Source organism: Halomonas litopenaei (assembly GCF_017303055.1).
Lineage (GTDB): Bacteria > Pseudomonadota > Gammaproteobacteria > Pseudomonadales > Halomonadaceae > Halomonas > Halomonas litopenaei_A.
This window is the reverse complement of record NZ_JAEKJT010000003.1, coordinates 126331-139342: the sequence shown is the minus strand read 5'-3', so window position 1 is coordinate 139342 and position 13012 is coordinate 126331. Positions and strand designations below refer to the sequence as shown.

The following is a 13012-nucleotide window of genomic DNA, read 5'->3' as shown; positions in this document are numbered from 1 at the left end:
TGGCGTACAACGACAACATCCTGACAAAGGAGACACGCCATGATCTATCAAAACCCCGGACAGCCCGGCGCCGTCGTCAGCTTCGACGAGCAATACGGCAACTACATCGGCGGTGAATTCGTCGCTCCGGTGAAGGGGCAGTACTTCGACAATGTCAGCCCGGTCAACGGCCAGGTGTTCTGCCAGATCCCACGCTCAACGGCGGAGGACATCGACAAGGCGCTGGATGCCGCCCATGCCGCAGCGCCGGCCTGGGGGCGCACCTCTGCTACGGAGCGCTCGAACATCCTGCTCAAGATAGCGGATCGCATCGAGGCCAACCTGGAAGCCTTGGCGGTGGCAGAGTGCTGGGACAACGGCAAGGCGGTTCGCGAAACCCTGAACGCCGACATCCCCCTGGCGGTCGACCATTTTCGTTACTTCGCCGGCTGTATTCGCGCTCAGGAAGGCACTGCTGCCGATATCGACGCACACACCGTGGCCTACCACTTCCATGAGCCGCTAGGGGTGGTCGGCCAGATCATCCCCTGGAACTTTCCACTACTGATGGCCACCTGGAAACTGGCCCCGGCGCTGGCGGCAGGCAACTGCGTAGTGCTCAAGCCGGCAGAGCAGACCCCCGCTTCCATTCTGAAGCTGATGGAAATCATTGGGGATCTGTTGCCTGCCGGGGTGGTCAATGTGGTCAATGGCTTTGGTGCCGAAGCCGGTGAGGCCCTGGCGACCAGCAAGCGGATCGCCAAGATTGCCTTTACCGGGTCGACACCGGTGGGGTCGCATATTCTCAAGTGCGCCGCCGACAACATCATCCCATCGACGGTGGAACTGGGTGGCAAGTCGCCCAACATCTATTTTGCCGACATCATGAATGCCGAGCCGGAATTCATCGACAAGGCGGCCGAGGGCCTGGTGCTGGCGTTCTTCAACCAGGGTGAGGTGTGTACCTGTCCGTCGCGGGCGCTGATTCAGGAAAGCATGTATGAACCCTTCATGGCCAAGGTGATGGAGCGGGTCGCCACGATCAAACGTGGCAACCCGCTGGACACCGATGTTCAGGTGGGTGCCCAGGCCTCCAAGGAGCAGTTCGACAAGATCATGTCGTATATGGACATCGCCCGTGAGGAGGGAGCCGAGTTTCTGACCGGGGGCAACCAGGCCAAGGTCGATCCGGCCCTGGATACCGGGTACTACATCGAGCCGACGCTGCTCAAGGGCAACAACCAGATGAGGGTGTTCCAGGAAGAGATTTTCGGCCCGGTGGTGGCTGTGACCACCTTCAAGGACGAGGAAGAAGCCCTGGCCATCGCCAACGATACCGAGTTTGGCCTTGGTGCTGGCGTGTGGAGCCGCGACATCAACGTGGCCTTCCGCATGGGTCGCGGGATTCAGGCCGGCCGTGTGTGGACCAACTGCTATCACCAATATCCCGCCCACGCCGCCTTCGGCGGCTACAAGAAATCCGGTGTCGGTCGCGAGACCCACAAGATGGTGCTCGAGCATTACCAGCAGACAAAGAACCTGCTGGTGAGCTACGACACGAATCCGCTGGGTTTTTTCTGATCCAATGACACTTGGCCAGTGGCAGCGCCGCTGGCCAAGTGGAGAGTCCGAGTGATCGCGCCGAACCTGGCGCATGTTACCGGCGCCTGTTGGGCGCCCATCGCCTGGTCGTCAATGTCGTGTGCGTGGTGATGAGTATGATGTATCGCGGGTCCTCGACATGGGCGTACCAAGGTCTTCTCATGCCTGAAACAAGGCAAGGAGTCATGCCATGCAACGCACTATGGAAGCCGCCGTCGTTCGTCAGTTTGGTCAACCCCTGAGCATCGAGGAAGTCGAGGTGCCGCGTCCTGCCAGAGGCGAGGTGCTGGTCAAGATTGCGGCATCGGGTGTGTGTCACACTGACTTGCACGCGGCTCACGGCGACTGGCCGGTCAAGCCCAATCCTCCTTTCATTCCGGGCCATGAAGGTGTCGGCCAGGTGGCGGCGGTCGGCGAAGGGGTCACCCATATCAAGGAGGGTGATCGCGTCGGTATTCCCTGGCTGTACACCGCCTGTGGGCACTGCGAACACTGCCTGGGGGGATGGGAAACGCTGTGCGAGTCGCAGCAGAACACCGGGTATTCGGTAAATGGCGGGTTCGCCGAGTACGCGATCGCCGATGCTGGCTTCGTCGGTCATCTGCCGGACAGTGTGGGCTTTGTCGAGATTGCTCCCGTGCTGTGTGCCGGGGTGACGGTGTACAAAGGGCTGAAGATGACCGATACCCGCCCGGGGCAATGGGTGGTGGTGTCGGGGATTGGCGGACTGGGCCATATGGCGGTGCAGTATGCCAAGGCCATGGGGCTGAATGTGGCAGCCGTTGATGTCGCGGATGACAAGTTGGAGCTGGCCAAAAGGCTGGGCGCCACGGTGACCGTCAACGCCCTCAAGGAAGACCCGGTGGCGGCGCTCAAGCGCGATATCGGAGGTGCCCACGGGGCCTTGGTCACGGCGGTGTCGCCGAAGGCCTTCGAACAGGCCCAGGGCATGGTTCGGCGCGGCGGTACCATTGCCTTGAACGGCCTGCCGCCAGGGGACTTCCCGCTGCCGATCTTCGATACCGTGCTTAACGGCATCACCGTGCGTGGTTCCATCGTCGGCACCCGTCAGGACCTGCAGGAAGCACTGGACTTCGCCGGTGAAGGCAAGGTCAAGGCCACCGTTTCCACCGATCGCCTGGCCAATATCAACGACATCTTCGGGCGCATGCTGGATGGCAAGATTGAGGGGAGGGTGGTGCTCGATATGCAGGGCTGACGATCGCTTCCTGTACTGAAGGGTGGTCCCGTAAGGGAAAGCGGTGGAGCCCAGGTATCCGAGGCCCAGGTGCTTGCGTTCTGCCGCTCAGTCGCGGTGAAACATGTCGAGGTTCAACGTTTGGCTCTGGCCCAGCCAGATGACCCCCTGAGTGTGGTCAAACAGGTCATCGTCGGTACCCAGGTGCACAAAAATGTCCATGTCGCCCCGGTGGATGGCGAGCCAGGGCACAATGGCACCGAAGTCTTCAGCGGCGAAGGAGAGCTGGCAGCTCCAGCGTGGGTGTGGGCCCACCGGTTGTTGATGAAAGCGCCCGACCTGCACGGCAAAGCGTGCCTGGCAGGCGTCTGCCAACGTCTGCGCCTGGGCAAGCCCGGAAGCATCGTCGTAGTAGAGGTGGGCATGGTAGTAGCGAATCTGATCGACATCGGGCATCGGTAAGCTCCTTGGTAGTCCTTGTAGCATCGCGCCAATGGAGGGATGGAGCAACGGTGGTGGGCTGGCTTGCAGCTTCACGACCGGGCCAGCACCACTTCTCGCCAGTCTCAGTCCTGGTCAGCCCCACAGCACTCTCACTGCACCACTTTTATCAACGCACAAGAAAGCGGCGGCCCCTGGGGCCGCCGCAGTTGATGCTGATGTTGCAGGGATATCTGAACGCCAAGGTGTTCAGGGATCTTGAGTCGCCCCTTCCGGTGGCTCGCCGATGAAGCCAGGCATGGCCGGTGTCGGCGTGCCCTGGCGGGCAATGGCCAGGAACTGCAGATGACGCTCGTATTCGCCGAGCACATCGTCGATGACCTGGCCGCGGGTGTAGCCGTTGAGGTTCTGCCCCAGGCCGCCTTCCGCCAGATGGACGTCCAGACGCAGGTAGTAGTCGTCATCGGCGGGCAGGAAGCTCGGCGTACGCATGCGGTGTGGTCTGACCTGATAGACGAAGCTCTGCATCTCATCGAAGTCCACCTGCAGGGTCAGGCGCGGCAACGGCTCGCCGTCGATCTGCTCCTCACTCAGGGTGGCGGTCTGGCCACGGCGCTCGAGCTCTTCCACAAACTGGGCGAGGCCGGGACGCAAGGCGTGCTTGATGGTGGACTCCGCGCCGGCGCGATTGGAGGTGTCCAGCGCGCGATCCAGGCGCTCCTTCCAGTTGCCTCCTTCACCGCTGGCCGCTACCAGCTTGCGCGCGTCGGCCTTTTCCTTCTCCGTGCGCAGCGCACGAGTCAGCCCGACCATGATCGCAAACATCACCAGCGAGAAGGGCAGGGCTGTGATCACTACCGCACTTTGCAGAGCGTCCAGACCACCGGCCATCAGCAGGGCAATGGTAATCAGACCAATGATGGCAGACCAGAAGATGCGCAGGCGAATCGGTGCATCATGGTTCACGTCACGCAGGATCGAGGTGAAGTTGGCCAGGACCAGAGCCCCGGAGTCAGCGGAGGTCACGAAGAACACCACACCCAGCAGCGTCACCACCGAGGCGGTAATGCTGATATAGGGATACTGCTCCAGGAAGGTATAGATGGTGGTCTGCGGCGTGGCCAGAGCCTGCTCGCCCAGCACCGTCAGCCCGTCATTGGCGACCATGTCGATCCCGGAGTTACCGAAGATGGACATCCACGCCATCATGAAGCCCAGTGGAATCAGCAGGGCACCCATGGCGAACTGGCGAATGGTGCGCCCACGCGAGATACGAGCGAGGAACAGGCCAACAAAGGGCGTCCAGGCAATCCACCAGCCCCAGAAGAAGATGGTCCACCAGCCCTTCCACTGCTGTGCGTCGCTGCCGGCGAACGCATAGGTGTCGAAACTCTTGCCGACAAAGCCACCCAGATAGTCCCCGACGTTAAGCACCAGGGCATTCAGCAGATGAAGCGTATCGCCCTGGAACAACACGAACAGCAGCAGGGCAGCAGCCAGCAGCATGTTGAACTCGGACAGGCGACGGATGCCTTTCTCTACGCCGGTCACCACGGAGATGGTCGCCAGTATGACCACCAGTACGATCAGCACGACTTGCGTCGAAAGGCTCTCAGGCACGCCGAACATGAACGTCAGGCCGTAATTGAGCTGGATGACGCCGATGCCCAGGCTGGTGGCGATACCGAACACCGTGGAAATGACCGCGGTGATGTCCACGGCATTGCCGATCGGGCCGTAGATGCGCTTGCCCAGCAGCGGATAGAGCGCGCTCCGGATGGCCAGCGGTAGGCGGTGACGATAGCTGAAGTAGGCCAGAGCCATGCCCATCAGGACGTACATGCCCCACCCGGTCAGGCCCCAGTGCAGGAAGGTCTGGGGGACGGCCTGGCGCAGCGCAGCGGCACTTTCCGGTGCCATGTCCGGAGGGGTCAGATAGTGCGACAGCGGCTCTGCCACGCAGAAGAACAGCAGGTCGATGCCAATGCCTGCAGCGAACAGCATGGACGCCCAGGAGAGTAGCGAGAACTCTGGGCGGGAGTGATCCGGGCCTAGCCGAATGTTGCCGACGCGGGACAGGCTGATCACCAGCACGAATACCAGATAGGCCACGGCGGCCAGCATGTAGTACCAGCCAAAGGTATCGTTGACCCAGGCGAGCCCTGCATCGAACAAGGCGCCTGCCTGCTCGGTCAAGGTCATGGTGAAGATGAGAAAGACCACGATGCCTGCCACGGCGCCATGAAAGACGACGGGGTTGAGACGATCGCGGGAGGCGTTTTCATGTTGTGACATGCACGTGCTCCCTAGAGGATGAAATGAGACTGAGCCGATCCGGCAACTTGCTGACCGAGGCCCTGCTGTGCCGGTCTCCGTAGCGCCGTCCTGGCATCTCCCAGCGGGCATTCCTTGCTGCTACGCCATTTCGTTAATTGGATGAGCAATTAACGAAATGGTGGTGACGGAGTGTCGCGATCAATGCCGTCTGGCCGAAGGCTCATTGTGCTGCTGCCGATAGGGCAGGTCGCCAGCACAGCGAGTGTTCGCGAGACAGTAAGCGCGACCCAAGCGGCGGCTCTTGGATGGGGTCGCTGACGATCCTATCCAGCCGTTGGAGGCTCACATTTTATTGATTGAACGTTCAATAAAATACAGAGTCCCGATGCATCTTTCAAGGTCGTCACCAAAAGACCGTGGAGAAAGCGTTGGGCATGGTGCGCAGGAACCGGGTCAGAGAACGGGGACGAAGGGTGGGGCCAAGGAGCGGGGCCGACGAACGGGGCCAGAGAACGGGACTAAGTAGCGGGGCCAAGGAATGGGAAAGAAAAACGAAGACGAGAAGCGCGGCCGAGAAATCCACGCCACAAGGGGGCGATACCCATGAAAAAGCCCCATACCGGGCGGCATGGGGCTTACGACGGGCTGCCGGAAAGCGATTCCGGCGCCTAGGGAAACACGGCATCGATGATGACGCTCAAGAGGCTACGGTGACTGCAGCGATACGATCCTGGTGACCGTCAGTCATTCCGAGGCCGCCTGCTGCGGTAGCGTCATCAGCTGCAACAGGCTGCCAGTGTTTCCTTGTGGGCGGGGATCAGGCCTCGGGAGCGTGGCGCTTGCCATGCTCGTGAGGATGACGCTCGCCGTGGCCGCGAGGACCTTGATCATGGCCCGGCATCAGGGCGTGCTTGAGCTCTCGCATCTGCTGCTCGTCGAGGATGTTGGCCATCTGGTCCCTGGAGGACGTCATCAGCTCGCGCCATGCATCGTGTCGCTGTTCGTCACTCTCGAAGTCCTGGGCCTTGAGAGCCTCGGCACCTTCCTTGAAGGACTCACGGGCAGCATTGAAGGCCTCGCGGTCTTCAGCGGACAGCTCCCACTTGTCGACCAGCGCATTGACGCGCTCTTCGCGCAGTTCATGACGGGCGCGCTCCAGCGCGGCCATGCCATCTTCCCCGAGGATCTCCTGGCGCTGTTCGCGGAAATCGGCGTTCAGTTCCTCGATGGCCTCGTGATGCTCGATACCTGCCTGCTTGAGTGCTTCGCGGGTGTCGGCGTCGATGCCGGCACGCTCATACAGCTCCGCGCGCATATCAGGGCCAGCGTGACGCGGTCCTTCGTGGCGATCCGGAGCCGCGCTAGCGCTCATCGCGATCGGCAGCAGGGCAGCGGAGATGGCGGCAGACAGCAGGGCCTTGCGAGCAAACGTGGTTTTCATGTGTGACTCCTTCAGCGTTGATGACCCTTTACCAAGGGTGATGTTGTCCGGGCGATGCCCTTGTTGACGTGATTCATCTTGGCGGGGTGTCGTGCAACTGACATGCAGCCAATGTGCAGAGAAGCGGCAAGCGCAGCCGACGTTATGCAACACGCTGTTCCAGTTAAAGCCGCCGTGGCAGGCGGAAGGCTTGAAGGCGGTGGACGTGGCTGGTGGTGAGAAGAGGCGGGTGGCGAGACAGGGAACAAGACTGGGTCAGGAGGCTGGCGGGACAGTGGGTGAAATTTTCTTCAATACCCGCACCAGCAGAAGCCTCAGGCTGAGGCTTTCCCCTGGGTGTGGAGTACGACATGACGTTTTCTGCTGATGAACTGTTGGCGATATTGGGATTTGCCTTGGTGGCGTCGCTTTCGCCGGGTCCCGTGAACCTGCTGATACTGACCGCCGGGATCGGCCACGGTGGCGCCCGAGCGATGCGCCTTGCGGTAGGCTCATGTGCTGGCTTCACGCTCTTGCTAGGCGTATTGGCGGCCGGACTTGGCAGCGTCTGGCAGGCGCTGCCGGTATTGCAGTGGGTGTTGAAGGCGGCGGGTGGAGGGTTCGTGGCGTGGCTGTCCTGGAAACTGCTGCAGGACCGCGGCGACTGGGGAGCAGAGGCCCATGGCACAGCGCCAGGGTTGATGACGGCGGCACTGATGCAGTGGCTCAATCCCAAGGCGTGGATCGCCTCCATGGCGGGGCTCGGGATCTTTACTGCGGGGCGAGGAGGGCTAGATATGGCCGTGTTTACCCTGACGTGGGGGACGGTCTGCTTTGCCAGTGCCTGCGTATGGGCATGGTGCGGGTCGCATGCGGGGCAGTGGCTGGCCGATGCGGGACGTCGCCAGCTGCTGCAGCGCGGCTTGGCGGTGACGCTGATGTGCAGTGGCGTATTGATGCTTCTGCCTTGAACGGGGTGGCCCCTCTATCATCCGCGGACGTTGCTCGCCCTTGGCCATCAACACGCCCAGAGCCGCCCCGAGGGCGGCAACAATCCGGCGGGAGATAAGCCGACTATGCGTGGCGGGGGAGGGAACCCTCGGCGTAGTGCCCCGGTGTGGTCGCCAGCAGTTTCTTGAAGGTTCGCTGCAGATGCGCCTGGTCGGCGAAGCCGCAATCGCTGGCGACTTGCGCAATCGGCTGGCCCTGGCGCAGCCGATCGCGAGCTTCGCGCACTCGCAGATCGATCAGGGCCGCATGGGGCGTGGTGGCATAGTGGCGTCGAAAGCCTGCGATCAGGCTGGTGGTGCGACAGCCTGCCTCCTGGCACAGGTCGGCGAGGCTCAGGTCATGTTGCCAGTCATCGTTCAGACGCTGCCAGGCACGGGCCAGGGCGTCGGGCGGAGCATTGCGCAGAGGCTCGGCTCGTGCCATCTGCTTGGCCAGCTCAGCCACCAGCAAGGCCAAGGCGGCGTCCCGCTCCAACCGGTCGGCATCGGCGGAGGCAAGGGTGTCAGTCAGGACCATGATGGAGCGGTGCAGCACGGGATCGCGACTGATCTGCCGAATCAGAGGCGGCAGGTCGTCCGACGTTACGTCCAACTGGACGGCCAGCCAGGCGCTGTCGAGATAGACCATATCGTAGCCCCAGTCAGCGTCGCTCAGGGCATTGCAGGCATGCATGGCGCCGGGCTCTATCATCACCACGTCGCCTTGGGTGACTTCAAGGGAGCGGTGGCGATGGCGGAACTGGGAGTGTCCTTGAACGATGGCACCCAGTGACAGGGTGTCATGGCTGTGGGCGGCGTGACTGAGGCGATGCCCCCCTCTCACCCGCCTGGCCTCGAGCTGGGGCAGGTCATGGGCGCGCAGATAGCGGGACAGGGTGGCCGGAATAGTGCGCATGACGGATCTCGATGACGGGCTCTCTATCAATAAGGGCTCTGTAGTTAACAAGGACGTCTCGTTGATGAGCCGCAAGGGAGAGCAACGATAGCTACTGTTATCCATCTTCCCGCGGCAGGCAAGTGCCGTGGAGCCTGAGCTGGGTCAAGGGATGCACCCTGAGCACAGCGTGGCCGCCAAGGGCGGGGAAAAGGCTGACGGCGATCAACGAGTATCGCCACTTAGATGGATAAGGTGACTTACCTTTTTTGCTGAAACGATCCATTGGCCGACAAGGCCGTCGGACACGACGCTGCGTGGCAAGAGCAGTGGGTCGATTTCCTCTGACAAGTGAGATCACCATGACGGACACTGCCACGTCCCGGGCGCAATCGCCCGAGGCGCTCAGCTATCGTGAGCTGCATCGGGATGCCAGCGAGTTTGCCAGCCGCTCCGACTATCTGGAGCACGAACTCAAGATCATGCGTCCCAGGCGCTTCAGCCTTAACTTGATCGGACGTGACTTCAATTTCGAGATCGAGGATCTGGTGCCGGCGATCGCAGGTACCATCGGTATCATCGCGATGTACTCGGCGGTGATGATGTCCTGGGCCGATGGGCTGTCGGCCGCCTGGCCAGGTGTCCAGCTGGGCAAGGATTTCGCCATCGCCGTGTCACGGCTCGAGATGCTGCTCCCGGTGCTGCTGTTCTGCGTGCTGGGTTCGGGGATCTTCAATCCCCGTGCCAACCTGGCCGGCAACCACGGACCGATGATTCCGCTGATCGGCAGCATGGCGTTGGCCGGGGCGCATCCCCTGGCGCTGGCGCTTTGGATCGGCGCCTTTGGTCTGGGGCTGTCGTGGATCAAGGGCGGGTCGCGGCTGGTCAACCTGACGTCTCAAGGAACCGCTGGGGGGCTGCTGATCTTCCTCGGATTTTCCGGGGCCATCGGCCAGATCAGCAATCTTAAATCTTGGGGCCTGGGCCTCTCCGGCGACATGGGGTACGTCGCTCTGATCGTGCTGGCGGTGAACATTGTGCTGTATGCGGTGCTGGCTCGCCTGGGCAAGCGCTGGCTGGCCATTCCTGCCTGTGCGGTCACTGGACTGCTGGTGGCGCTCGCCCTGGGCGCAGGTGGTGACCTTGAGTTGACCACCGAAGTAGGCCTTCCGCCCTTGAGCCCAAGCTACTGGTGGGGCAGCACCGAACAAGGTTGGATGATGGGGCTGCCCAATGTGCAGCACTTTATCGCCTCACTGCCGTTTGCCATTCTGGCGGTGGCCATGTGGTCCCCCGACTTTCTCGGCCATCGCATCTTTCAGGAGATGAACTATCCCAAGGGGGCCGACAGGGTGCTGATGGACGTCGATGACACCATGACCATGTGCTCCATCCGCCAGGTGGTCGGCACTGCGCTTGGAGGAGGCAATATCACCTCTTCCTGGGGCACTTACATGATCCCGGCAGCGATTGCCAAACGACCGATTCCGGCGGGGGCGATCCTGCTGGGCCTGCTGACCATCACCATTGCCATTCTGGGGTTCCCCATGGACATCGCGGTGTGGCCGCCGGTCATGTGCGTGGCGCTGTTGGTGGGGGTGTTCCTGCCGATGCTCGAGGCCGGCGTACAGATGATCAAGGAAGGGAAGGACGCCCAGGCGGCCGGGGTATGCCTGTTTGCCGCTGCGGTGACCAACCCTGTGCTTGCCTGGGCTGCGACCATGCTGCTCGACAATAATGGCTGGATCGGTGACCGCGAGCGTGCCGGGCGGCTGTCGCTGGCGGATCGGCTGGTCATTCCCGCCGCGGTGCTCGGTATCTGTCTGTTCGCCATGCTGGCGGTGGGCATGTTCGAGGGACAGTACGGGATTCCCGCGCTGTTCTAGATCGAGCGCACGTGCCAGACGCAAGAGGCCGCCCAAGGGCGGCCTCTTGCGTTGTCGGCGGGTGATCGCTGTCACTCTTCCGGCTGGTACTTGTAGCCGACGCCGTAGACCGAGCGGATGATTTCTCGTTCTGGCCAGATGTCCGCGATCTTCTTGCGCAGCTTCTTGATGTGGCTGTCCACCGTGCGCTCCGACACGATGCGATGGTCGCGGTACATGTGATCCATCAGCTGCTCGCGGGCAAAGATGCGGCCCGGCGAATGCATCATGACCTTGAGCAGCTGGAATTCCACCGCGGTAAGGCCGAGATCCTGGCCGTTGGCCAGGGCGCGCCAGCCGCTCTCATCCAGGATAAGGTCGTGATTGGCCTGGCTGTCAGTGTGCCGGGCTTGGCTGCGACGCAGCACGGCCTTGACCCTGGCCACCACCTCTCGTGGGCTGAAGGGCTTGCAGATATAGTCATCGGCACCCAGCTCCAGCCCCAGCAGTCGGTCGACTTCCTCGACGCGGGCGGTGAGCATGACCACGGCAATATCGGGCCAGCGCTGGCGGATCTCGCGACACAGGGTCAGGCCATCGGTGCCCGGCAGCATCAGGTCCAGCAGTACCAGGCTGGGGCGCGACTCGACCTCGCTCAGGTAGCCAACGACCTGATCGCCGTGGTCAATGTGGTGGGTGGCATAGCCACTGCCCTGCAGATAGTCCGCCACCAGGCGTGCAATCTTGGGCTCGTCCTCGACGATCAGGATCGTGTCGGTGGCGGCGTCGTTATCAGTCATTCGGTGTCCTCGTGCTGCTGCAGGTGGTCGGGCAGGGCCGGAAAACGCAAGGTCCAGCATAACCCTCCGAGAGCGGAAGGAGAGGGAGTCATCTCGGCGTCGTGGGCCCGTGCCAGGGCGGTGGCGATGGACAGGCCAAGGCCACTGCCTCCGCTGGCGCGGTTGCGGGAGCCTTCAACGCGGTATAGCCGCTCGGTCAGGCGGGGCAGCTCGCTGGCCGGGACGCCAGGGGCGCTATCTTCCCAGCGCAGCAGCCAGTCGTCGGCGTCGCGTTCGAGTCGGACCCTGAGCTGCCCAGGAGCCTGAGTATAGGCGCAAGTGTTGTCGATCAGGTTATTCCAAAGCTGGCGCAGGCGCTGGATGTCACCACGAATCCAGGCGGGCTGCTGGATATCATGCTCCAGGCTGATGCCGTGGTCACTCAGCCAGCCCTCCGCCTCATCCAGGCGAGAGGACAGCTGCTCGCCCAGATCCAGCGGGGCTAGCTGCACTTCGAGCGCGCCAGCGTCACTCTGTGACAGCAGGCGCAGGTCGGCGACCAGTCGTTCCAGCTGTCCCACTTCCTGGGACAGTGAGTGCAGATTGTCCTGATCGAGGGCGCGAATGCCGTCCTGCATCGCCTCGATCTCCCCACGCAGCACCGCCAGGGGCGTGCGCAGCTCGTGGGCGATGTCCGATACCCAGCGGCTTCTTGCCTCACGACTGGCCTCCAGGGTTTCTGCCAGCACGTTGAAGTCATGTGACAGGCTCGACAGCTCGTCGCGGCCACGCTCGGGCAGGCGAATGCTGTAGTCGCCTTCGGTCAGGCGCCGGGTGGCCAGCGCCATGCCACGGGCGCGGCGTCCCATCCACCACGACAGCGCGGCTGCCAGGAGCAGCGACGTCAGCGCCAGTGCGATCACGATGATCGTCAGGTTGCGCTGCTGCTGGGCCAGAAACAGTCGATCCATGCGGGCCATCAGCTGTTCTGGAGGCCGATAACCCAGGGTCCCGACCTGGCGCCCGGCACTCATGACCGGCAGCCAGCGGAGCTCTGCCGCCATGTCATCCTTGTCCGGTGGCAGGCCGATGACCGGCAGTCCGTTCTCGTCGTGCAGTACGAAATCCCGTGGATCCCCCAGGTCACCTTCAATCGACAGCGGTGGCAGGTTGTCGCCGGGCCATAGCTGTCGCCGCACCAGATGATGCCAGGCCCGCGGTGACTGGCGTAGCCATTGCCAGTTCTGTCGCCGCGCCCAGGCTTCGCCCAGCCCCTCCGCCAGGGTTTCGGCGCGCCGGGTCTGGGAACGATCCAGGTATTCGATGAAGCCCTGATCGAGACTACGAGAAATGGCCACGAAGACCAGGCCAGCAATGGCCACGTTGACGACCAGAATAATGGCGAAAAGCTTCAGTCCCAGGCGTGAGAAGGCTGGGCGAAACAGACGTTTCGCGGACATGCGCGAGTTCCTTGACCGTGATGACAGTGGTTCCAGCACAGCATGCCATTGCTCGGCATGAAAAGGCGTCATTAACGGTGAAACCTTTGTGCAGCTTGTCGCCGGCG

At 62.5% G+C, this 13012-nt stretch carries 10 protein-coding genes; 4 read left to right on the top strand and 6 right to left on the bottom strand.

The features are described from left to right. Positions 1-39 precede the first annotated feature (39 nt). Together exaC and adhP are read left to right on the top strand one after the other, a co-directional pair. Positions 40-1560, top strand: a complete 1521-nt coding sequence (exaC, locus tag JF545_RS04735; RefSeq protein ID WP_206939779.1) for an acetaldehyde dehydrogenase ExaC — start codon at positions 40-42, stop codon at positions 1558-1560. A gap of 211 nt (positions 1561-1771) precedes the next feature. Then, positions 1772-2800, top strand: a complete 1029-nt coding sequence (adhP, locus tag JF545_RS04730; protein ID WP_206939777.1) for an alcohol dehydrogenase AdhP — start codon at positions 1772-1774, stop codon at positions 2798-2800. Between the two features lie 87 nt (positions 2801-2887). Here adhP and JF545_RS04725 read toward each other — a convergent pair whose 3' ends face one another. The 3 genes from JF545_RS04725 to JF545_RS04715 form a co-directional block, all read right to left on the bottom strand. Next, positions 2888-3235: a DOPA 4,5-dioxygenase family protein gene (locus JF545_RS04725; protein WP_242520695.1), complete on the bottom strand. Its 348-nt coding sequence runs from the start codon at positions 3233-3235 to the stop codon at positions 2888-2890. Between the two features lie 234 nt (positions 3236-3469). Beyond that, complete coding sequence (gene betT, locus JF545_RS04720; RefSeq protein WP_206939767.1) at positions 3470-5515, bottom strand: choline BCCT transporter BetT; 2046 nt, start codon at positions 5513-5515, stop codon at positions 3470-3472. 799 nt (positions 5516-6314) lie between these two features. Beyond that, positions 6315-6938: a hypothetical protein gene (locus JF545_RS04715; RefSeq protein WP_206939765.1), complete on the bottom strand. Its 624-nt coding sequence runs from the start codon at positions 6936-6938 to the stop codon at positions 6315-6317. 350 nt (positions 6939-7288) lie between these two features. On the opposite strand from JF545_RS04715, the gene JF545_RS04710 reads away from it, so the two are divergent. Further along, positions 7289-7888, top strand: a complete 600-nt coding sequence (locus JF545_RS04710) for a LysE family translocator (protein WP_206939763.1) — start codon at positions 7289-7291, stop codon at positions 7886-7888. 103 nt (positions 7889-7991) lie between these two features. On the opposite strand, the gene JF545_RS04705 is transcribed toward JF545_RS04710, so the two are convergent. Continuing rightward, positions 7992-8822: a helix-turn-helix transcriptional regulator gene (locus JF545_RS04705; protein ID WP_206939761.1), complete on the bottom strand. Its 831-nt coding sequence runs from the start codon at positions 8820-8822 to the stop codon at positions 7992-7994. Positions 8823-9163: 341 nt separating this feature from the next. Between JF545_RS04705 and JF545_RS04700 the strand changes: the two genes are divergently transcribed. Beyond that, on the top strand, positions 9164-10687 hold the full coding sequence (locus JF545_RS04700; RefSeq protein ID WP_206939759.1) for a DUF3360 family protein: 1524 nt from the start codon (positions 9164-9166) through the stop codon (positions 10685-10687). A gap of 71 nt (positions 10688-10758) precedes the next feature. Here the strand turns inward: JF545_RS04700 and JF545_RS04695 are convergent, their stop codons facing one another. Continuing rightward, positions 10759-11466 carry a response regulator gene (locus JF545_RS04695; protein ID WP_206939757.1) on the bottom strand — a complete coding sequence of 236 codons (708 nt, stop codon included), beginning with the start codon at positions 11464-11466 and terminating at the stop codon, positions 10759-10761. Further along, positions 11463-12905 carry an ATP-binding protein gene (locus tag JF545_RS04690; protein WP_206939755.1) on the bottom strand — a complete coding sequence of 481 codons (1443 nt, stop codon included), beginning with the start codon at positions 12903-12905 and terminating at the stop codon, positions 11463-11465. The genes JF545_RS04695 and JF545_RS04690 overlap by 4 nt, the downstream gene beginning before the upstream one ends. Positions 12906-13012: the final 107 nt, after the last annotated feature.